Genomic DNA, 19,132 nt, shown 5'->3' with positions numbered 1-19,132 from the left:
CACTGTTGCACATGACTGACTTGGCGGAGAACGCCGAACAGACGCTCGATGCTCTGCCGCTGGGCCCGCAATCGCTGGTCTGGCGGTATTTCGGGGACAACCGCATGTACCTGATCGGTCCGCGGCCGGCCGTGCTGCAGAACATGCTCGCCGAGCTCGGCCAGGGGGTGCTGGACCATTCGGTGTTCTTCGCCGACACCGCGGCACGGGTCAAGCGGTCACTGCCGCCGATCTTCATGACGGTCTACGGCGCCGACGACGACAACGAGGGCACCCGGGTCCGTGACTTCCACACGAGCATCAAGGGCGAGATGCCCGACGGGTCGCGCTATCACGCCCTGGATCCCGACACGTACTTCTGGGCCCACGCGACGTTCGTCGACCAGGTGCTCTACTTCGCCGATACCTTCGTCAAGCGGCTGACCCGCGAGGAGAAGGAACAGATCTACCTCGAGTCGAAGACCTGGTATCGCCGCTACGGGGTCAGTGAGCGGCCGATGCCCGCCGACTACGACGAGTTCGAGCGCTACTGGAACCGGATGATCGACGAGATCGTCGTCGCGCATCCGACCGCGAAGTACGGCGTCGGCTATGTCACCAAGGGTTTCCCGTGCCCCAAGGGAATTCCGCCTCTCGCGTGGCGCATGATCGCGCCGGTGTTCAACCCGGTTGCGGCCTTCCTGACCACCGGGGGAATGCCGCCGCGGACCCGCGACCTGCTCGGTCTGCCGTGGAGCGAGCGCCAAGAGCGTCGATATCAGCGCTTCGCCGCGTTCTGGCGTTCCCGGCCGGTGAACTGGGTGTGGGATCATCTGCCAATGCGGTTGCGCTACAACGGCTTCGCTCAGACCGGTTATGCGAGGGGCTGACCCCACGACCGTGCCTGATTCGTCGTCCACGACGGAAGCCATCCTCGACGCCGCCATCGTCGAGTTCGAACAACACGGGTTCCGCCGGGTTGCGCTCGACGACGTCGCACGCCGCGCAAAAATCAGCCGCACGACCATCTACCGGCGCTTCCGCAACAAGGACGAGCTTGTCTCCGCCGTCATCGAACGTGAGAACGCGACGCTGTTCGCCGACATCGCCAACGAGCTGAAAAAGGCTGGTCCGCAGTCGAATTACTACGTCGAAGCATTCACCCTCGCGATCTTGAAGTTCCGCAGGCATCGGGTGCTGGACCGGATGATCAGGGACGAGCCCGCGCTGGTCCTCGATCTGTTGGGGGCGCACTACGGCGCGGCGATCGTCCGGATGGCCGAGGCGTTGCGCGTCATCTTCCCGGCCGGTTTCGCCGAGCGGATCGGCGAGCAGACGGTCAACGAGTTCGCCGACACGATCCTGCGCTACGCGGCAATGGTGCTGCTGCTGCCCGCCGCGCAACCCCTGGAGACCGCGGACGACATCCGCGCTTTCGCCACTCGGCACTTCCTGCCAAGCCTGCCGGTCGCACTTCGGTCGGTGTTAGCTGGTTAGCAAAGCTCTGTTTGGTGGATCACATCAGGGGTTAGTCCCTAGGTATGAGCACCGAACCACAGCAGGTCACAGACGAGCTGCAGAGCACACAGGAGCAGCGCGACGCCGAGCCGCAAACCGACGAACACCACAACGTCGTCGATGCTCCCGATCCACCGGAACCCACCGAGAAGCCGGAGATCACCGACGAGCACCGGGACAAAGCCAAGGAAATGCGCAAGGACTACGAGGAGGACCGTCCCACCGTCACCATGCCGGGCACCGACGGCGCAGTATCGGGCACCGCGGTCAACGACTGGATCGACGACGACGGCAATCCGAAGTTCAGCGAGCAGAGCGAGAAGGGCAAGCCGTAAGGCCGCGTAGAGTTCCGGCGTGACCTCTCTCGAGCAGATTGCGCCGGCCTTCATCGAGATGGCCCATTCGATCGTGTGGGCGTCGGCCGCCACCGTCGATGCCAACGGTCATCCGCGTAGCCGCGTCCTGCACCCCATCTGGGAGTGGGACGGGACGGACCTGTTCGGGTGGATCGCGACGGTGCCCAGCCCGGTGAAGAAGGCCCACCTCGCCGTGCACCCGCAGATGTCGTTGAACTACTGGGCGCCCACCCATGACACGTGCAGCGCCGAATGCCTGGTCGAGTGGTACCTCGACGACGAGACCCGCACTGCGGTCTGGGACAAATTCGCCACAGCCCCTGCGCCGGTCGGCTACGACCCGCGAATCATTCCGCACTGGGTCGACGGACCGACCTCCGACGATTTCGCCGTGCTGCGCCTCGCCCCGTATCGGCTGCGGGCGATGGCCGGAACGGTCATGACGAAGGGTGAAGGTGCGCCCCTCACTTGGTCCTCAGGCTCTGAGTGATGAACGAAATATGACGACGAGCCTCGACGTCAGTGCCTTGCCGTTGGCGCCGAAGAACCCGCTGCCGATCAGGGAATTGGTGAAGCTGGTACGCCGGCTCGACACCGGGCAGGAAGTCATCCGCGACGCCGGCGGGCCGATCACCAGGATCCAACTCGGACCGAAGAAGCTGATGCCACCGATCGTCGCGGTGTTCTCGCCGGAGGCGATGCGTGACGTGTTGGGACGCGGCGACGCGTCCTCTGATCGCTGCGTTGTCCACGACGAGGTGCGGAACATGGCTGGCGACAGTCTGTTCGTCCTGCCCAACGAACAGTGGCGCCCCCGCAGGAGGGCGTTACAGCCGGTGTTCACCAAGCAGAACGTCAAGAACTTTGGTGGCCACATGTCCAGGGCGGCACAGCAATTCGTCGACAGCCGACCGGATGGCGGAGACGTGGATCTCGACGTCGAGTGCCGCCGCGTCGCCATGCAGTCGCTCGGCCGTTCGGTGCTGGGCATCGATCTCAACGAACGTGCAGACACGATCGCATCCTGCATGCACGTCGCGTCCTCGTACACCGCCGACCGCGCGCTGCGGCCGGTGCGCGCACCGCGATGGATGCCGACGCCCGCGCGCCGGCGGGCTCGTGCGGCGGTCGCTGGAATGCGCAAGATCACCGACGAGATGGTGCGTGCCAGCAGAGCGGACCCGACGCGGGACGCGCCGCTGGTGCAGGCACTGCTTGCGGCCAGGGACCCGGAGACCGGGCTGCCGATCTCCGACGAGGACATCTCGAACGACCTGCTCATCTTCATGCTCGCCGGTCACGACACCACCGCGACGGCGCTCACGTACTCGCTCTGGGTGCTGGGACACCACCCCGACATTCAAGATCGCGTGGCCGCCGAGGCGGCCGCGATCGGTGATCGGGAGCTGACGCCCGACGATGTGCCCAGACTCGGATACACCGTGCAGGTGCTGCACGAGGCGTTGCGCCTGTGCCCGCCCGCTGCCGGCGTGGGGCGGTTGGTGACGCGCGACATCGCGGTGGCCGGCTATCGCATTGAGGCGGGCACGTTGGTGGCTGTGGGAATCTATGCGCTGCACCATGATCCGACGCTCTGGCCCAATCCCATGGAGTTCGACCCCGACCGGTTCAGTGAGGAGAACGTCAAGGCGCGGGACCGCTGGCAGTTCCTCCCGTTCCTCGGTGGCGGGCGGCCGTGCATCGGCGAACACTTTGCGCGGTTGGAGACGACGCTGGCACTGGCGACCATCGTCCGAGCGCTGAAAGTCCGCTCGGTGGACGGCGACTTCCTCACCGAGGTGCCGTTCACCACGGTGGCCAAGGGGCCCATCCGAGCGCGCGTCGACGTGCGGCGCTGACCGGCTACACCCGCGTGAGCAACACCGCCTGCTCGAACGGCAGAAACGCGAAGAGTGGCCGCCAACGGCCGGCGACAACGGGCGCCGCCTGTGCCTTGGGCATCACCACCGGGTCGCGCAGCTGAAAGGTTTTGCCGTATCGCTTCATTCGACCGCCGCCGGCGGCCGTTATGTTCTTCAACCAGTCACGGTTCGGACCGTAGGTCAGCAGGATGGCCACGCCGTCTTGGGTGGGAAACACCGTCAGCGGGGTGCGGTACGGCTTGCCCGATTTCCGACCGGTGTGCTCGAGAATGCCCATCGTCGGCGCCCAGCCGGCCCAGAGCCGCTGGATCGGGTTGGTGACATGGCGATTGAACCGCGCCAGCCATTGCGGCAGTTGCATTGCACCAGTCAAACACTCGAGGGCTCCTTCGACCAGAGCGCTAATTGGGATCGGTAGCCGTCCCAACTCCGTCCAATTGGTCTGCGACGCCATGGGGTGGCGCACGACTACGGCATTTGCGGGGACTGAGATGGGAAACGCGAAATACATCGGCAGGGTGGGGGCGCTCGCGGTGGCGCTGGGTATCGGGACGGCGGTCGTCGCGTTGCCCTGGGTCGCGGTCGCTGATCCTTTGTCGGACTCGTCTTCGTCTGATTCGTCCTCGTCGTCCGATTCATCAGGTGATTCGGGGTCGGACGCGTCGGGGTCGTCGAGCTCGCCAGGTGCGTCGTCCGCATCGGAGTCGTCGTCGGCACCGGATTCGTCGTCGTCGAAGGAGCCGTCCTCGAAGGACTCTTCGAGCGCAGGGTCCACATCGACGAACGACGAGAAACCGACGACGTCGGTGAGTGCCTCAGGTGGCGCCAACACGAGAGTCGGTTCGTCCAAAGACGCTGACCAGGATAAGGACTCGGACAAGAAGTCCGAAAGCAGCGACAAGAAATCGGACGACCCGGACGAGAAGTCGGACGCCGCATCCACCGACGCGGCCAGCCCCGCCAGTGAGGAGCCCGCCAACGACGAGCCGGCGACTGCGGAGCCTGCGTACGAGGAGCCCGTCGTAAGCGAGGAAGTCGTCGTCGACGTCGAGATTCCCACCACGCCGGAGCCGGTCGGATCGGAGCACACACCCGGCACGACGGTCAGCGAACGCGTCGGCGCTGAGGGGCCGGACAACGACAGCCGCCCCGCAGTACAACCGTCAAACGAGTCACCGGCGCACAGCGAGCCCGCCCCCGACGCCAAACTCGACGTCCCTGATGTCGCCATCCCCGGAGATCCCGCGGTGCGCGAAGCCGAATCGGCTGCGATCGTGCCGGAAGTGGTGATCCGGACGGAGCCGGTCACGATGCCGGTGAGCGTCACCGAGCCGGTCGAGGTGGCCGCGGCCGCTGCCGTCGACGAGGTGCCCGACCTGATGGCGGGAGTGTTGGCGTGGGTGGGGTTGGGTCCGGTGTCGGCGGATGCGCCCGCGTTGCCTCCGGTGGAGGCCCCTGCGTTGTGGGGACTGCTGGAGTTCGCGCGCCGCCAGGAGCAGCAGACGCTGTCCAACAGGGCGCCGACCGTCGCTTACGACCCGAAAGAGAATGTCCAGTTGGCCGACGGGACGATCGTCGGCGATTTGCGCGCGATCGATCCCGACGGCGATGCGTTGACATACACCGTCACCCAACAACCTGACTATGGCACCGTCGTGGTCCACCGTGACGGCACCTTCACCTACACCCCCGACGCCGATGCCGTATCCGCTCGCCCTGAACTCGACACGTTCACCATCGACATCAGCGATGGCCTCGCCAAGCGGGGGCAGGGCCCCGATGTGTCCGTCACGGTCACACTGAACAAGCCACCGCAGCTGTTCGACCCGGTGACCGTCGGTGGCGATATCGATCCCCACCCAGACGTCAAAGTGACGCCCCACGTCGTCGACACCATCGACGTCGGCGATACGCCGTTCGGGGTGGCGGTCAGCCCCGACAGCAACACCGTGTACGTGACCAATTCAGAGGATGACACCGTCTCAGTGATCGACGCGGCCACCAACACCGTCACCGCCACGATCGGCGTGGGCGACCAGCCGTTGGGCATCGTGGTCACCCCCGACGGGGCCACGGTCTATGTTGCAAACGCATCCGGCGAAACCGTCTCGGTGATCGACACCGCCTCGAACACGGTCACCGCCACCGTCGACATCGGCGCCAGCGCGGTCCAGATGGCGGTCAGCGCCGACGGCACGCGCGTCTATGTGTCCAACGCGTCAGAGGATTCGGTCACTGTGATCGACACCGCAACCAACACCGTGGTGGCCACCTTCATCACCGGTGACAATCCCGCAGGCCTGGCAGTCAGTTCGGACGGTTCCACCCTCTATGTCGCCAACAATTTTGTCGGCACCGTGTCTGTGATCGACACCGTCACGGGCAGCACCATCGACGTGATCGATGTGGGCGATGTCCCGATTTCATTGGCGCTCAGCCCCGATGGCACCCGGCTGTACGTAACCGACGACGAACTCCCTGGAGACACGGTGTCGGTGATCGATACCGCGACCAACGAGGTCATTGCCGTCATCGAGGGCGCAAACAATCCTATGGGCCTGGCTTTCTCCCCCGACGGGACCTACCTCTATGTCGCTGGTTTCAACACTGACCTCGGGATCAATGAAGTGGCGGTCGTCAACACCTCGACCAACACGATCGTCGCCACCGTCGATGTCGGGGACGGCGCGTGGATGGTGGTGATGGCCCCCGATGGTGACCACCTCTACGTCGTCAATCACTTGGACGGCACTGTCTCGGTGATAGCGCTGTAAACGGCCGTGATGACCTCCACAATGGGACTCAGCCGCGCCAGCGGGCCACGGACGGAAGGATCCGTCATGAGGCGAACCCTCGTTACCGGATTGACAACGGCGGTAACGATGTTCGGTGGATTCGGGCTGGCGGCCGGAACGGCGCACGCGGATAACCAAGGCCCATCTCAATGGTGCCCGGGCCAGGACATGGTGCCTCTAGTGAGGTTGCGATGAACGAAGACGATCCTGAGCGCCGCATCGCGGAGCTGGAACGCCGGTTGGCCGAGGGGAAACCAGTCGCGGCACCCGAGCCCACCGCCGCTGCTTTCCCGGAGGCCTCCCGCAGCCAGGGTGCCTACCACCGCGACGAGGTCGACGCGTTCGTCCAACGGGTCGAGGTGACGTTGCGCGATCCGGCGGCGCCGGGCGCTCTCACTCGCGCGGATATCGACAACGTGACATTCTCCAAGCCGCCGGTCGGCAGCTTCGGTTACCGCGAAGGCGAGGTCGACCTGTATCTGGATCGGGTGAAACTCGAACTGGCCCGCCGTTTACAGAGCGAGAACCTTCAGGCACCGGTCCGCTACCTGCTCTATCCGTATGGCACCTGGGACCAACAGACGCCCCGCCGTGCAATCGACGTGTGCGGGGATGCGATCCGGGTGATCGACCTCAAGACCAATGAGCTCATCGGCTCGGGACTGTTCGGCGAGCTGACGGCGACCCGAGCGCACTACGGGGGCCTCCCGGTGTTGGTGCTGGACGGCCCTGGCCTGGAAAGCATGGCCATCACACCGCACCCGGCATTTAGCGTCTGGCGCGCGCGACCAAAGGCGAAGAAGCCGGCTTTCCTCCTGTTCGAGGAGGACTGGCTCACGCTTGTCGAGAGATTCGGACTGGCCTCTGAACTGGCAGACGAGGAAGTGGCGCAGAACATCGGCGAACACCTGTCCCGTTTCTTCGGCGAGGGGGACTCCCGATCTACGACCTGGCGAACGTTCGTGATGGTCGCAGTCCTGGTCGGCGTGCCCTCGATCATCTACTTGATCCCCATCGGCCTGCTGATCAGCGGCATCAGCCTGGTCCTGGCAGTTCTGTTCTGGCGGTTCAAGTGGAAAATCTGATGCGCACGGCCTGACGGCTCCTACACCCTGTAGTTGACGCATCGGACCCGGCTGGGAGACTGGTGGCCATGCGTAGCGCCTCATCGACGACGTCGGCGTCTGCCGCGCTGTTCGCCGACGCGTGCTCCGTCATCCCCGGCGGGGTGAACTCGCCGGTCCGCGCCTTCAACGCGGTCGGTGGCACCCCGCGCTTCATCACGTCCGCCAGCGGTTACCGGCTCACCGACGCCGACGGCAACACCTACGTCGACCTGGTGTGTTCGTGGGGGCCGATGATCCTCGGGCACGCGCACCCTGCCGTCGTCGACGCGGTCCAACGCGTCGCTTCGGACGGCCTGTCCTTCGGCGCCCCGACCCCGTCGGAGACCGAACTCGCCAAGGAGATCATCGGCCGGGTCGCTCCCGTCGATCGGATCCGCTTGGTGAACTCCGGCACCGAGGCCACCATGAGCGCGATCCGGCTGGCGCGCGGATACACCGGCCGCGCCAAGATCATCAAGTTCTCCGGCTGCTACCACGGGCACAGCGATGCCCTTTTGGCCGACGCGGGTTCCGGCGTCGCGACCCTCGGTCTGCCGTCGTCGCCGGGTGTCACCGGCGCCGCCGCGGCCGACACGATCGTCCTGCCCTACAACAACATCGCCGCGGTCGAAGAGGTGTTCGCCCGGTTCGGCGACGAGATCGCCTGCGTCATCACCGAGGCCAGCCCCGGCAACATGGGCTGCGTCCCGCCGCTGCCCGGGTTCAATGCGGCCCTGCGCCGCATCACGGAAGAGCACGGCGCGTTGCTAATCTCCGACGAGGTGATGACGGGGTTCCGGGTCAGCCGATCAGGTTGGTACGGAATCGATCCCGTGGACGCCGATCTGTTCACCTTCGGCAAGGTGATGAGCGGCGGCCTGCCTGCTGCGGCGTTCGGCGGGCGTCTCGAGGTGATGGAGCGGCTCGCCCCGCTCGGCCCCGTTTATCAGGCGGGCACGCTGTCCGGCAACCCCGTCGCGATGGCCGCGGGGTTGGCGACCCTGCGCGCGGCCGACGACAGCGTCTACGCCGCACTGGATGCCAGCGCCGACCGCCTCGACGCGCTACTGACCGGTGCGCTGACGGAAGCCGGTGTGGCGCACCGGGTTCAGCGGGCAGGCAACATGCTCAGCGTGTTCTTCACCGACGAGCCGGTCACCGACTTCGCATCGGCGCGGGCCTCCGAGACGTGGCGCTTCCCCGCCTTCTTCCACGCCCTGCTGGAGGCGGGAATCTACCCGCCGCCAAGCGCTTTCGAGGCGTGGTTCGTGTCCTCGGTTCTGGATGACGACGCATTCGACCGCATCGCCGACGCCCTTCCTGGCGCCGCGCGTGCCGCCGCGGAAGCGACCCCGCAGGCATGACCGAGAAAACGATTGTCCACGTGATGCGTCACGGTGAGGTGTACAACCCCGAGAAGATCCTGTACGGCCGCCTGCCCGACTACCACCTGTCGGAGCGCGGCCAGGCCCAGGCGCAGGCGGTCGCGCACTGGCTGGCCGAACGCGATATCGCCTACGTCGTCGCGTCCCCGCTGGAGCGCGCCCAGGAGACCGCGGCGCCGATCGCAGCGCTGCGCGACCTGCCCATCGACACCGACGACGACCTGATCGAATCGACGAATATCTTTCAGGGCCAACGGGTATCGCCGGGCGACGGTGCGCTGCGCGATCCGCGCAACTGGTGGCACCTGCGCAACCCGCGGCAGCCGTCATGGGGCGAGCCGTACACGGAGATCGCCGCGCGGATGATGGCGGCGCTGGAACGGGCCCGGGTCAAGGCGGCCGGACATGAGGCGGTGTGCATCAGCCACCAGCTGCCGGTCGAAACCCTGCGCCGCGCCATGACGAAGAAGAACCTGCATCACTTCCCGACCCGGCGGCTGTGCAACCTGGCCTCGGTGACGTCCTTCTATTTCCACGACGACCGCTTCGTCGGCTGGGGATATTCGGAGCTGGCCGGGCAGTGAAGCTGTTGGTGGCCATCCTGGCGAGTGCGGCGTGCGTCGCGCTCGCCGGATGCTCCACCGGCTCCGACGCCGTAGCCCAGGGCGGCAACTTCGAGTTCGTCGCCCCCGGCGGTAAGACCGACATCTTCTACGATCCGCCGCAGAGTCGCGGACGCCCGGGCCCGCTGTCCGGACCCGACTTGATGGACCCCGAGAAGACGATCTCGCTCGACGACTTCGCGGGCAAGGTCGTCGTGGTCAACGTCTGGGGTCAGTGGTGCGGTCCGTGCCGTACCGAGATCACCCAGTTGCAGAAGGTGTACGACGCGACACGCGACAAAGGCGTCGCCTTCCTCGGTATCGACGTGCGCGACAACAACCGTGAGGCCGCAACGGATTTCATCGTCGACCGCAAGATCACGTTCCCCTCGATCTACGACCCGCCGATGCGGACCATGATCGCGTTCGGCGGCCGGTACCCCACCACCGTCATCCCGTCCACGGTGATACTCGACCGTGAGCATCGCGTCGCCGCGGTCTTCCTGCGCGAACTGCTCGCCGAAGACCTGCAGCCGGTGGTGGAACGTCTGGCCGCCGAGCCCGAACCCGGCAAGGGCGGCACGTGACCCTCGACCGGATCGACGAGCTGGTGGCCGGCGGTCCCGTCGTACTGGCGTTCCTCGTCAGCGTTCTCGCCGGGCTCGTGTCCTTCGCCTCTCCCTGCGTGGTGCCGTTGGTGCCGGGCTATCTGTCGTACCTCGCCGCGGTGGTCGGCGTGGAAGACGCACCGGTATCCGCGACGGCGTCGGTGCCGACGAAATCGGCGCGGCTTCGGGTGGCGGGAGCCGCATCGCTGTTCGTCGCTGGGTTTACCGCGGTGTTCGTGCTCGGCACCGTCGCGGTGCTCGGAATGACGACGGCAATGATCACCAATCAGCTTCTGCTGCAACGCATCGGCGGCGTGATCACCATCGTGATGGGGTTGGTGTTCGTCGGGTTCATCCCCGTGCTGCAGCGCGACGCCCGGTTCGCGCCGCGTCAGCTGTCGACGCTCGCAGGCGCTCCGCTGCTCGGCGCGGTGTTCGCGCTCGGCTGGACTCCGTGCCTGGGCCCGACGCTGACCGGCGTGATCGCCGTGGCCTCGGCGACCGAGGGCGCCAACGTGCTGCGCGGGGTGGCGCTGGTGATCGCGTACTGCCTCGGTTTGGGAATCCCGTTCGTGCTGTTGGCATTCGGCTCGGCACGGGCCGTGCAGGGGCTGGCCTGGCTGCGCGCGCACGCCCGCGCCATCCAGATCTTTGGCGGCATCCTGCTCATCCTCGTCGGCGCTGCATTGGTCACCGGAGTGTGGAACGACTTCGTGTCCTGGGTGCGCGACGCATTCGTCAGCGATGTGACGTTGCCGATATGAGCACCACCGACGCGCGAGAAGACGGGAAAGCCCCTAAAAAGGGCGCATTTAAGGGGTTTTCACGTTCCCCAGCTGGCGCGTGGGCCCAGCTTTCGCTGGTACGGAACACGTGGCGCACGCTGACGTCCATGGGCACCGCATTGGTGCTGCTGTTCCTGCTCGCCCTCGGCGCCGTCCCCGGCGCGCTGCTGCCGCAGCGCAGCCTCAACGAGGCGAAGGTCGAGCAGTACATCGTCGAACATCCGACGATCGGCCCGTGGCTGGACCGGCTGCAGGCGTTCGACGTGTTCTCCAGCTTCTGGTTCACCGCGATCTATGTGCTGCTGTTCATCTCACTGGTGGGCTGCCTGACCCCGCGAATGATCGACCACGTCCGCAGCATGCGCGCGGTGCCCGTGCTTGCCCCTCGAAACTTCACCCGGCTGCCCAAGAACCAGACAGTCGAGCTTGCCGGCGAGCCGCAGGCGCTTGCCGCGACGATGACCGACCGGTTGCGGGGTTGGCGCACGGTGACCCGCCAGCAGGACGGCGCGACCGAGATCTCCGCGGAGAAGGGCTATCTGCGCGAGTTCGGCAACATCGTCTTCCACTTCTCGCTGCTCGGTCTGCTCGTCGCGGTCGCCGCGGGGAAGATGTTCGGCTACGAGGGCAACGTCATCGTCGTCGCCGACGGCGGTCCCGGCTTCTGCTCGGCATCACCGGCGGCTTTCGACTCGTTCCGGGCGGGCAACACGGTCGACGGCACCTCACTGCATCCGATCTGCCTGCGGGTCAACGACTTCCAGGCCGGCTACCTGCCGACCGGACAGGCCACCTCGTTCGCCGCCGACATCGAGTACCAGGCCGGGGCGGACCTGACTTCGGGCACATGGCAGCCCTACCGGCTCGAGGTCAACCACCCGCTGCGGATCGGCGGCGACCGCATCTACCTCCAGGGCCACGGCTACGCCCCGACCTTCACCGTCACCTTTCCCGACGGCCAGACCCGCACGCAGACGCTGCAGTGGCGGCCCGACGACCAGATCACCATGCTGTCCTCGGGCGCGATGCGCTTCGATCCGCCCGCGGGCACCTATCCCGATGCCGACGAGCGTCGCAAGAACCAGATCGCCATCCAGGGCCTGTTCGCGCCCACCGAGCAGCTTCACGGCACGCTGCTGTCGTCCAGCTTCCCCGCGCTCAACGACCCGGCCGTCGCCATCGACATCTACAAGGGCGACGGCGGCCTGGACTCCGGCCGGCCGCAGTCGCTGTTCAACCTCGACCCCCGCCTCATCGAGCAGGGCAGGCTGACGAAGAAGGCCAGGGTCAACCTCGGCGAAGGCGAGTCCACCCGTCTCGACGACGGCACCATCGTGCGATTCGACGGCGCGGTGCCGTTCATCAACATGCAGGTGTCGCACGACCCCGCCCAGATCTGGGTGCTGGTGTTCGCAATGACGATGATGGCCGGGCTGCTGGTGTCCCTGGTGGTGCGCCGACGCCGGATCTGGATTCGAATCACTCCTGCCGGCCCGGGTACCGTGAGCGTCGAGCTGGGCGGGCTGGCCCGTACGGACAACTCCGGCTGGGGCGACGAGTTCGAGCGGTTGACCGAGCGCCTCTTGGCAGGGGCCGGCGATGCGCAGCGAGAGGAACGTGACATGAACCACCAAGCGAGCAGCTCATGAACCACAACATCGACATCGGGCTGGCCCGGTACTCGGACTGGGCCTTCACCTCATCGGTGGTGATCCTCGTCGGCGCCCTGCTGCTGCTCGCGGTCGAGCTGGCCTACAGCCGAAGCCGCAAGGTCATCGAGCGCGAGGTCGTGGGCGCCGGTGTACGCCCAGGCGGCGGCCCCGGCATCGTGGCCGACGCACCCCGGCGCAGTGTCGACGAGCGGATCGGCGGTGCCGGGCTGGCGCTGACCTATCTCGGGATCGGTCTGCTGTTCGTCTGCATCGTGCTGCGCGGCCTGGCCACCTCGCGGGTGCCGTGGGGCAACATGTACGAGTTCATCAACTTGACGTGCTTCTCCGGCCTGGTGGCCGCTGCCGTGGTGCTTCGCCGCCCCCATCTGCGTGCGCTGTGGGTGTTCGTGCTCGCCCCGGTCCTGGTCCTGCTGACGGTGTCCGGCAAGTGGCTGTACACGCATGCCGCGCCCGTCATGCCCGCGCTGCAGTCCTACTGGCTGCCGATCCACGTGTCCGTGGTCAGCCTCGGTTCCGGCGTCTTCCTGGTCGCCGGCGTCGCCAGCATCTTGTTTCTGCTGAAGATGTCGCCACTGGGGGAGCCGGGCCGAGAGGGAGTGGTCGCCCGCATCGTGCAGCGACTGCTGGATGCGCAGACCCTGGACCGCATCGCCTATCGCACGACGATCTTCGCGTTCCCGGTGTTCGGTTTCGGCGTCATCTTCGGCGCGATCTGGGCCGAGGAGGCTTGGGGCCGGTACTGGGGCTGGGACCCCAAAGAGACGGTGTCGTTCATCGCCTGGGTGATCTACGCCGCCTACCTGCACGCCCGGTCGACGGCGGGCTGGCGCGACCGTAAGGCCGCCTGGATCAACGTCGCGGGCTTCGTCGCCATGGTGTTCAACCTGTTCTTCATCAACCTCGTCACCGTCGGCCTGCACTCGTACGCGGGGGTGGGCACCTAGGCGTGGACCCCGACGTCGTCGCATCGAAAACCTCTTCTGGCCCAACCGGATTCCGCGACCAGAACCGCTTCAAAGACCCTGCGGTGGATGTGCCGCAGGACTGGACCGCACCGACGCCACCCACCGGGTTGCCGATCCCGCCCACACCCACCGAGACGACGCCGGTAAGCGACGATCCGCCGCCGTATCTCGACCTGTCCACGGTGGCCCTGCTCCGCCAACCCAAGCGGGCCCCCTCGAAGGGTTGGCGCAAATGGCTGTATCTGGCGTCGTTCAAGCTCATCAACGCCGGCGAGAGCCCGAAGGTCCTCCACCGTGAGGCCCTGATCGCGCAGGCGCTGCAGCCGCTACGCAGCTGTCACCGCATCGCCGTGCTGTCGCTGAAGGGCGGAGTGGGGAAGACGACGGTCACCGCGACGCTTGGCGCGACGCTGGCGTCGCTACGTGGTGACCGCGTCATCGCCGTCGACGCCAACCCCGACCGCGGCACCCTGAGCGAGAAGATCCCGCTGGAGACGCCCGCGACCGTACGTCACCTGCTGCGCGACGCAGAGGGCATCGAGGCCTACAGCGACGTCCGCGCGTACACCTCGCAGGGCGCCAGCCGACTGGAGGTACTGGCGTCAGAGACAGACCCCGCGGTGTCGGAGGCGTTCAGTGCTGACGACTACAACCGCACCCTCGACGTGCTCGAGCGGTTCTACAGCCTGGTGCTCACCGACTGCGGCACCGGGCTGATGCACTCGGCGATGTCGGCGGTGCTGGCCAAGGCGGACGCGCTGATCGTGGTCAGCTCAGGCTCGGTGGACGGCGCCCGCAGCGCCGCGGCCACGCTCGACTGGCTCGATGCGCATGGGCACGAGGAGATGGTGCGCAACTCGATCGCGGTCATCAACGCCGTGCGGCCGCGGTCCGGCAAGGTCGACATGACCAAGGTCATCGACCATTTCACTCGGCGGTGCCGGGCGGTGATGCAGGTGCCGTTCGATCCGCACCTCGAAGAGGGCGCCGAGATCGACCTGGAACGGTTGAGGCCACAAACCAGGGAGGCGCTGCTGGAGTTGGCAGCGGTGGTCGCGGGAGGTTTCCCGGGTACGCGACGCGACCCGGTCTGAGAGTTTCGACTACCGCGGCTTGTTTTCCGGACCGATCCGGCGCAGGAAATCCGGGTCGTCATCCGGGCCGATCACGCGAGTCCGCGGACGGGTTGCATTCGCGCGCATCAGCCGTAGGCCCACATAGACCAAACCGCCTAAAACGAGCATCGCGAACAGGTACGCCACCTCAACCTCCTTATCCCGAATATACGCCCCGTCGGTAGGCTCGGTTTCGTGTCTGACCGTCGGCCTGGATCCCGGCTCGTAGCCGACCTGGTGATCTACGTCCTGGCCCGCCTGCTACTCGTCGTCGCCCTGACCGCCGTGATCTTCGGTACAGGGCACCTGCTCGGAGTACGGGACTTTCCGCTCGTCGTGGCGTTGCTCTTCGCGATCATCATCGCTTTGCCGCTCGGCATCTGGATCTTCGCGCCGCTGCGCCGTCGCGCGACGGCCAGCATCGCCGTCCTCGACGAACGGCGTCGCAAGGACCGTGAACAGCTGCAGGCCAGACTCCGTGGGGAAGAGCCACCGACCCCATGACGCGGGAGGCTTTCGGCGCCGAATTCGAAGGGGCCGATGGATTTCTCAATTCACCCACCTACGGCCTGCCGCCCCAGTTCCTCGTCGACGCCCTGCTGGACTGCATCGGCACCTGGCAGAACGGGACCATGGACGTCTCGGCCTTCGACGATCATGTGGTCGCCGGGCGGGCCGGCTATGCCGCGCTGACCGGATTGCCCGTCGATTCGGTGGCGATGGCGGCCACCGTCTCGTCCGCGCTTGGGCTGGTGGCCGCAGCGGTACCCGACGGCACCCGGGTGGTCACCCTTCCTGGCGAGTTCACCAGCACCACATTCCCGTTCGCCGCGCAGGCGGGTCGCGGGGTCACCGTCACCGAGCTTCCCGCTGACGAACTGATCGACGCCGCAGCCGATTTCGACGCGGTCGTGGCGAGCCTTGTGCAGTCCGCAGACGGTGCGGTCCTCGACCTGGATGCGCTGCGCGCCCGCGTGGCCGGGACCGAGACGTTGACCGTGGTCGACATCACCCAGGCGCTCGGGTGGAGGCGTGTCGAGCTGGACTGGGTCGACGTCACGGTGGCGGCGGTCTACAAGTGGCTGCTGTCGCCGCGCGGGACCACGTGGATGTCGTTGAGCGACAGAGTCAGCCGCTCCATGACAACCCATTGCGCCAACTGGTATGCCGGTGACGAGCCGTGGCAGTCGATTTACGGACTGCCGCTCCGGCTGGCAGACACCGCGCGTCGGTTCGACCTGTCACCCACCTGGTTCAGCGCGCTCGGCGCCGGGCTCGCGTTGCCGTGGTTGGCGACGCTCGACGGTGATGCGGTGCAGGCGCACTGCCTCGGACTCGCCAACCGGTTGCGGACCGAACTCGATCTACCACCACAGGATTCGGCGATCGTCTCGCTGCCGAACGCGGCTGGGCCGGAACGACTTCAGCGGGCGGGCATCCGTGCCTCCGTCCGCGCGGGCGCGATCCGGGTCGGCTTCCATCTGTACAACAACGAGAACGACCTCGACCGATTGCTCGACGCCCTACGAACCTAGCGGGATCGTGGCGATCAATCTGGTTCCGCCTTCCGGCGGTCCGACGACGTCGAGCCGGCCTTCCAGCGCCGCCACGCGGTCCTTGAGCCCAATCAGCCCGGACCCGGCCCCGACGACGGCGCCCCCGACGCCGTCGTCGGAGATCTCCAGGTGGAGCTCATTGCCGTCGACGGTCGCGCGAACCTTGACTTCGGACGCCCGCGCATGTTTGGCGGCGTTCGTCAGCGTCTCTGCCACAACGTAATACGCTGCGACTTCGACATGCTCGGGCAACCTGCTGTCGATCTCGACATCGAGCGCGACGGGCACCGCCGACCTACGCGCGAGCGCCTTGATGCCCGGGCCGAGGCCGCCCCTCGACAGGATCGCGGGGTGGATTCCGCGCGAGATCTCCCGCAGATCGGCGGCGATCTCCGTCAGCCCGTCGTTGATCTGGGCGATCTGTTTGCGTAACCCCGGCTGGTCGAGCGGGACGGACGCCTCGACGCCGCGAAGCTCGAGACCCAGCGAGACGACGCGCTGCTGTGCGCCGTCGTGCAGATCGCGCTCGAAGCGGCGGCGGGCCTGGTCGGCTGCGGCGACGATGCGTGCGCGTGACGCGGTGAGCTCGGCGCGGGTTTCGGCGTTGGCGATCGCGGTGGCGATCAGGTAGGCGAAGTCGTTGACGCGATCCTCGGTGTCCGCAGTCAGCCGGTCGGGTTGTGCGGAGCCGACGATCAGCGCGCCCCACAGGCGACCGTCGACGACGATCGGCGCACCTGCCGCGGCCTTAAGGCCGAGTTCGCGGATGCGTTCCGCCGTCGGGCCTACCGCGCCGTCGTAGGTCTCCATCCGCGCGGGCGCACCCTCACGGTGGATCAGTGCGGCGACGTTGTCGCCCTCCAGCGAAAGGTATTGCCCCTTGGGCAGAATCGGGTCGCCGTGCTCGTCGCTGGCGCCCACGACGACATACGCCCCCGCAGGAGCCTCGTAGCGCAGCAGGGTGACGTTCCGCACGCCGAGACCGCGGGACAGTTCAGTCACCGCGGCCGGATAGATCTCCGCGGGCGGTACGCCCTGCGCAACCATCGTCGCGACGCGGCGCAACGCGGCCTGCTGTTCGGCCAACGCGCTCGCCAGCGACGCGGCGGCCTCGGCTTCGCGACGCCGCTGTTCGGATTCGACGGCGCGGAGTCTGGCCTGCCTGCCGAGAATGTTCGCCGACAGTGCGACGGGCAGAAACACGAGCAGTGACACGAAATCCGCTGGCTCATCGGGGATCAGCGTCGGGGAGTCCACGATGTGGAAGTAGTAGTAGACGATCGCGCTGGCGAGCGATGTCGCGACGGCGAGGCCGAACCCCCAGCCCGCGGAGACAACGAGGACGCCGAGCAGGAAGATCGCCCCGTACGCTTCCGGTCCGAGTTGCTTGAGGCGGTACACCATCAACGTCTCGGCCAGGATGAACAAGGCCGCCACGGCGATTCCGAGGCTCAGCGGCGGGGTGGTCGGCCGTGCCACCGTCGCCAGCACCCCACCGAGCGGCGACGTCCGGGACGCAGCGTCGCGCTTCATGTTTCGCCCGCCGTCGATCGGCAGACTTTACTGCTAACCGCAATGTGCAAACCGTCAGTGATTGGGCAGGCTGAAGGAATGCTGCTGAGGGATTGGCCATGCGCTGCCTGATCGTCGACGACAATCGCAGCTTCCGCTCTGCCGCTCACAGCATGCTCGAGCGGGCCGGCATCGCGGTCGTGGGCGTCGCGTCGAACAGCGCTGACGGCTTGCGGTATTACCTGGACCTGCGTCCGGACGTCACCCTCGTCGACGTCGATCTCGGCGACGAGAGCGGGTTCGATCTCGTCGAGCAGCTCTACAGCAGTGCCCTGAACCCGTCGCCGGTGATCCTGATCTCCGCCCACGCCGAACAGGACCTGGCAGAACTCATCGCCGACAGCCCCGCTGTGGGGTTCCTGTCGAAGATCGGGCTGTCGCCCAGCGGGATAATGGAATTGGTCAACAGCCGTTTCAATCAGAGCCATTCGGTCACCGAGCCTCCAGGAAGGTGATCACGGCCCGGACCCGGCGGTGATCATCGCCAGTCTCGGGTAGGTCGAGCTTGGCGAGGATGCTGCGGACGTGTTTCTCGACGGTGCCCTCGGTGACCCAGAGGCGTCGCGCGATACCCGCGTTGGAACGGCCCTCCGCCATCAGCGCCAGCACCTCGAGTTCACGCGAACTCAGCACGGCCAGTGCGTCATTCGTCTTTCGAGTCGACAGCAGTTCGGCCACCACCGCCGGGTCGACGACGGACGCGCCCTTGGCGATGCGCCCGAGCGTGTCCAGGAAGTCGCCGACATCGGTCACTCGGCTCTTGAGCAGATAACCGATCGCGCGGTCGCTACTCAGAAGCTCCATCGCATGCTCGACCTCGACGTGCGCGGAGAGCACGAGGATGCCGGTCTCCGGTGACTCGGCGCGGATCGCGCGGGCCGCGTCCAGCCCTTCGTTGCTCTGGGTCGGCGGCATGCGGATGTCGACGATCACCAGGTCCGGCCGCTCCTGTGCGACCAGGCTGAGCAGCTCAGCGCTGTCCGCCGCCCGTCCGACGACGTGAAAGCCCGACCGATCCAGCAGACTGGCCAATCCTTCGCGCAACAGCACGTCGTCGTCGGCGATGATCACCCGCGCTGCGGCGGTCTGTGATTCCTGTACCGACACCGCAACCAGCACACCTCGTCGGCCGGTAACCCGACAATGCAGCTAGCAGGCATAGCGGGGTGGGGTTTTCCCGGCTGCCTGCGACGACGCCGCCGCGCTGAGCCCATCTCGCTTGTCGAATTGTGGC

21 protein-coding genes are annotated in these 19,132 nt (G+C 66.7%); 17 read left to right on the top strand and 4 right to left on the bottom strand.

Annotated features, from left to right (window positions below; translation table 11 throughout):
• Positions 1 to 11: 11 nt before the first annotated feature.
• Genes G6N43_RS28605 through G6N43_RS28585 form a run of 5 tightly spaced genes read left to right on the top strand, consistent with a single transcriptional unit; the run spans position 12 to position 3,712 of the window.
• Entirely contained in the window at positions 12 to 869 is an 858-nt protein-coding gene (locus tag G6N43_RS28605; protein WP_083150565.1) for an oxygenase MpaB family protein, read from the top strand.
• A complete protein-coding gene (locus G6N43_RS28600) occupies positions 856 to 1,476 on the top strand; it encodes a TetR/AcrR family transcriptional regulator (protein WP_083150564.1) in 621 nt (206 codons plus the stop codon). Before G6N43_RS28605 ends, G6N43_RS28600 begins: the two co-directional genes overlap by 14 nt.
• A gap of 44 nt (positions 1,477 to 1,520) precedes the next feature.
• Positions 1,521 to 1,832, top strand: coding sequence for a hypothetical protein (locus G6N43_RS28595; protein ID WP_083150563.1), 312 nt, complete (start codon positions 1,521 to 1,523; stop codon positions 1,830 to 1,832).
• A 19-nt stretch (positions 1,833 to 1,851) separates the two neighbouring features.
• A complete protein-coding gene (locus G6N43_RS28590) occupies positions 1,852 to 2,343 on the top strand; it encodes a pyridoxamine 5'-phosphate oxidase family protein (protein ID WP_083150562.1) in 492 nt (163 codons plus the stop codon).
• 10 nt (positions 2,344 to 2,353) lie between these two features.
• Positions 2,354 to 3,712 (top strand): cytochrome P450, encoded by a 1,359-nt coding sequence (locus G6N43_RS28585; RefSeq protein WP_083150561.1) that lies wholly within the window; start codon positions 2,354 to 2,356, stop codon positions 3,710 to 3,712.
• 4 nt (positions 3,713 to 3,716) lie between these two features.
• Here G6N43_RS28585 and G6N43_RS28580 read toward each other — a convergent pair whose 3' ends face one another.
• Complete coding sequence (locus tag G6N43_RS28580) at positions 3,717 to 4,097, bottom strand: nitroreductase family deazaflavin-dependent oxidoreductase (protein ID WP_083150560.1); 381 nt, start codon at positions 4,095 to 4,097, stop codon at positions 3,717 to 3,719.
• A 445-nt stretch (positions 4,098 to 4,542) separates the two neighbouring features.
• Between G6N43_RS28580 and G6N43_RS28575 the strand changes: the two genes are divergently transcribed.
• The 9 genes from G6N43_RS28575 to G6N43_RS28535 all read left to right on the top strand — a co-directional run bounded on the left by G6N43_RS28575 (position 4,543) and on the right by G6N43_RS28535 (position 14,749).
• Complete coding sequence (locus G6N43_RS28575) at positions 4,543 to 6,510, top strand: YncE family protein (RefSeq protein ID WP_110810342.1); 1,968 nt, start codon at positions 4,543 to 4,545, stop codon at positions 6,508 to 6,510.
• Positions 6,511 to 6,722: 212 nt separating this feature from the next.
• Entirely contained in the window at positions 6,723 to 7,616 is an 894-nt protein-coding gene (locus tag G6N43_RS28570; protein ID WP_163658255.1) for a DivIVA domain-containing protein, read from the top strand.
• 68 nt (positions 7,617 to 7,684) lie between these two features.
• Positions 7,685 to 9,001: a glutamate-1-semialdehyde 2,1-aminomutase gene (gene hemL, locus G6N43_RS28565; protein WP_083150557.1), complete on the top strand. Its 1,317-nt coding sequence runs from the start codon at positions 7,685 to 7,687 to the stop codon at positions 8,999 to 9,001.
• Positions 8,998 to 9,606 carry a histidine phosphatase family protein gene (locus G6N43_RS28560; protein WP_083150556.1) on the top strand — a complete coding sequence of 203 codons (609 nt, stop codon included), beginning with the start codon at positions 8,998 to 9,000 and terminating at the stop codon, positions 9,604 to 9,606. Before hemL ends, G6N43_RS28560 begins: the two co-directional genes overlap by 4 nt.
• Positions 9,603 to 10,211 carry a TlpA disulfide reductase family protein gene (locus G6N43_RS28555; RefSeq protein ID WP_083150555.1) on the top strand — a complete coding sequence of 203 codons (609 nt, stop codon included), beginning with the start codon at positions 9,603 to 9,605 and terminating at the stop codon, positions 10,209 to 10,211. Before G6N43_RS28560 ends, G6N43_RS28555 begins: the two co-directional genes overlap by 4 nt.
• Positions 10,208 to 10,996, top strand: a complete 789-nt coding sequence (locus tag G6N43_RS28550; RefSeq protein WP_083150554.1) for a cytochrome c biogenesis CcdA family protein — start codon at positions 10,208 to 10,210, stop codon at positions 10,994 to 10,996. Before G6N43_RS28555 ends, G6N43_RS28550 begins: the two co-directional genes overlap by 4 nt.
• The gene (resB, locus tag G6N43_RS28545; protein WP_083150553.1) at positions 10,993 to 12,666 is read left to right on the top strand and encodes a cytochrome c biogenesis protein ResB; all 1,674 of its coding nucleotides are present in this window, start codon (positions 10,993 to 10,995) and stop codon (positions 12,664 to 12,666) included. Before G6N43_RS28550 ends, resB begins: the two co-directional genes overlap by 4 nt.
• Positions 12,663 to 13,634: a c-type cytochrome biogenesis protein CcsB gene (gene ccsB, locus G6N43_RS28540; protein WP_083150552.1), complete on the top strand. Its 972-nt coding sequence runs from the start codon at positions 12,663 to 12,665 to the stop codon at positions 13,632 to 13,634. Before resB ends, ccsB begins: the two co-directional genes overlap by 4 nt.
• Positions 13,635 to 13,636: 2 nt before the next feature.
• Positions 13,637 to 14,749, top strand: a complete 1,113-nt coding sequence (locus G6N43_RS28535) for a MinD/ParA family ATP-binding protein (protein WP_083150551.1) — start codon at positions 13,637 to 13,639, stop codon at positions 14,747 to 14,749.
• A gap of 9 nt (positions 14,750 to 14,758) precedes the next feature.
• Here G6N43_RS28535 and G6N43_RS30470 read toward each other — a convergent pair whose 3' ends face one another.
• On the bottom strand, positions 14,759 to 14,917 hold the full coding sequence (locus G6N43_RS30470; RefSeq protein WP_165761860.1) for a hypothetical protein: 159 nt from the start codon (positions 14,915 to 14,917) through the stop codon (positions 14,759 to 14,761).
• A 48-nt stretch (positions 14,918 to 14,965) separates the two neighbouring features.
• Between G6N43_RS30470 and G6N43_RS28530 the strand changes: the two genes are divergently transcribed.
• On the top strand, positions 14,966 to 15,274 hold the full coding sequence (locus G6N43_RS28530; protein ID WP_083150550.1) for a DUF4229 domain-containing protein: 309 nt from the start codon (positions 14,966 to 14,968) through the stop codon (positions 15,272 to 15,274).
• Positions 15,271 to 16,305 (top strand): aminotransferase class V-fold PLP-dependent enzyme, encoded by a 1,035-nt coding sequence (locus tag G6N43_RS28525; protein ID WP_083150549.1) that lies wholly within the window; start codon positions 15,271 to 15,273, stop codon positions 16,303 to 16,305. The genes G6N43_RS28530 and G6N43_RS28525 overlap by 4 nt, the downstream gene beginning before the upstream one ends.
• On the opposite strand, the gene G6N43_RS28520 is transcribed toward G6N43_RS28525, so the two are convergent.
• Positions 16,294 to 17,859: a sensor histidine kinase gene (locus G6N43_RS28520; protein ID WP_083150548.1), complete on the bottom strand. Its 1,566-nt coding sequence runs from the start codon at positions 17,857 to 17,859 to the stop codon at positions 16,294 to 16,296. The genes G6N43_RS28525 and G6N43_RS28520 overlap by 12 nt on opposite strands.
• A 98-nt stretch (positions 17,860 to 17,957) precedes the next feature.
• Here G6N43_RS28520 and G6N43_RS28515 point away from each other — a divergent pair, with 98 nt between their 5' ends.
• Complete coding sequence (locus tag G6N43_RS28515; protein ID WP_083150547.1) at positions 17,958 to 18,353, top strand: response regulator; 396 nt, start codon at positions 17,958 to 17,960, stop codon at positions 18,351 to 18,353.
• On the opposite strand, the gene G6N43_RS28510 is transcribed toward G6N43_RS28515, so the two are convergent.
• Positions 18,331 to 19,005 (bottom strand): response regulator, encoded by a 675-nt coding sequence (locus tag G6N43_RS28510; protein ID WP_083150653.1) that lies wholly within the window; start codon positions 19,003 to 19,005, stop codon positions 18,331 to 18,333. The two genes, G6N43_RS28515 and G6N43_RS28510, sit on opposite strands and share 23 nt — an antisense overlap.
• Between the last annotated feature and the right edge of the window lie 127 nt (positions 19,006 to 19,132).

The organism is Mycolicibacterium moriokaense, assembly GCF_010726085.1.
Taxonomy (GTDB): domain Bacteria; phylum Actinomycetota; class Actinomycetes; order Mycobacteriales; family Mycobacteriaceae; genus Mycobacterium; species Mycobacterium moriokaense.
The sequence above is the reverse complement of the archived record's forward strand: the minus strand, read 5'-3'. Positions and strand labels throughout refer to the sequence as shown.

Excerpts from the sequence above, each read along its gene's own strand:
- G6N43_RS28580 (WP_083150560.1), bottom strand. The coding sequence starts at position 4,097 with ATGCAACTGCCGCAATGGCTGGCGCGGTTCAATCGCCATGTCACCAAC.
- G6N43_RS28560 (WP_083150556.1), top strand. The coding sequence starts at position 8,998 with ATGACCGAGAAAACGATTGTCCACGTGATGCGTCACGGTGAGGTGTAC.
- ccsB (WP_083150552.1), top strand. The coding sequence starts at position 12,663 with ATGAACCACAACATCGACATCGGGCTGGCCCGGTACTCGGACTGGGCC.
- G6N43_RS28585 (WP_083150561.1), top strand. The coding sequence starts at position 2,354 with ATGACGACGAGCCTCGACGTCAGTGCCTTGCCGTTGGCGCCGAAGAAC.
- G6N43_RS28600 (WP_083150564.1), top strand. The coding sequence starts at position 856 with ATGCGAGGGGCTGACCCCACGACCGTGCCTGATTCGTCGTCCACGACG.
- G6N43_RS28595 (WP_083150563.1), top strand. The coding sequence starts at position 1,521 with ATGAGCACCGAACCACAGCAGGTCACAGACGAGCTGCAGAGCACACAG.
- hemL (WP_083150557.1), top strand. The coding sequence starts at position 7,685 with ATGCGTAGCGCCTCATCGACGACGTCGGCGTCTGCCGCGCTGTTCGCC.
- G6N43_RS28570 (WP_163658255.1), top strand. The coding sequence starts at position 6,723 with ATGAACGAAGACGATCCTGAGCGCCGCATCGCGGAGCTGGAACGCCGG.
- resB (WP_083150553.1), top strand. The coding sequence starts at position 10,993 with ATGAGCACCACCGACGCGCGAGAAGACGGGAAAGCCCCTAAAAAGGGC.
- G6N43_RS28520 (WP_083150548.1), bottom strand. The coding sequence starts at position 17,859 with ATGAAGCGCGACGCTGCGTCCCGGACGTCGCCGCTCGGTGGGGTGCTG.
- G6N43_RS28605 (WP_083150565.1), top strand. The coding sequence starts at position 12 with ATGACTGACTTGGCGGAGAACGCCGAACAGACGCTCGATGCTCTGCCG.
- G6N43_RS28525 (WP_083150549.1), top strand. The coding sequence starts at position 15,271 with ATGACGCGGGAGGCTTTCGGCGCCGAATTCGAAGGGGCCGATGGATTT.
- G6N43_RS28515 (WP_083150547.1), top strand. The coding sequence starts at position 17,958 with ATGCGCTGCCTGATCGTCGACGACAATCGCAGCTTCCGCTCTGCCGCT.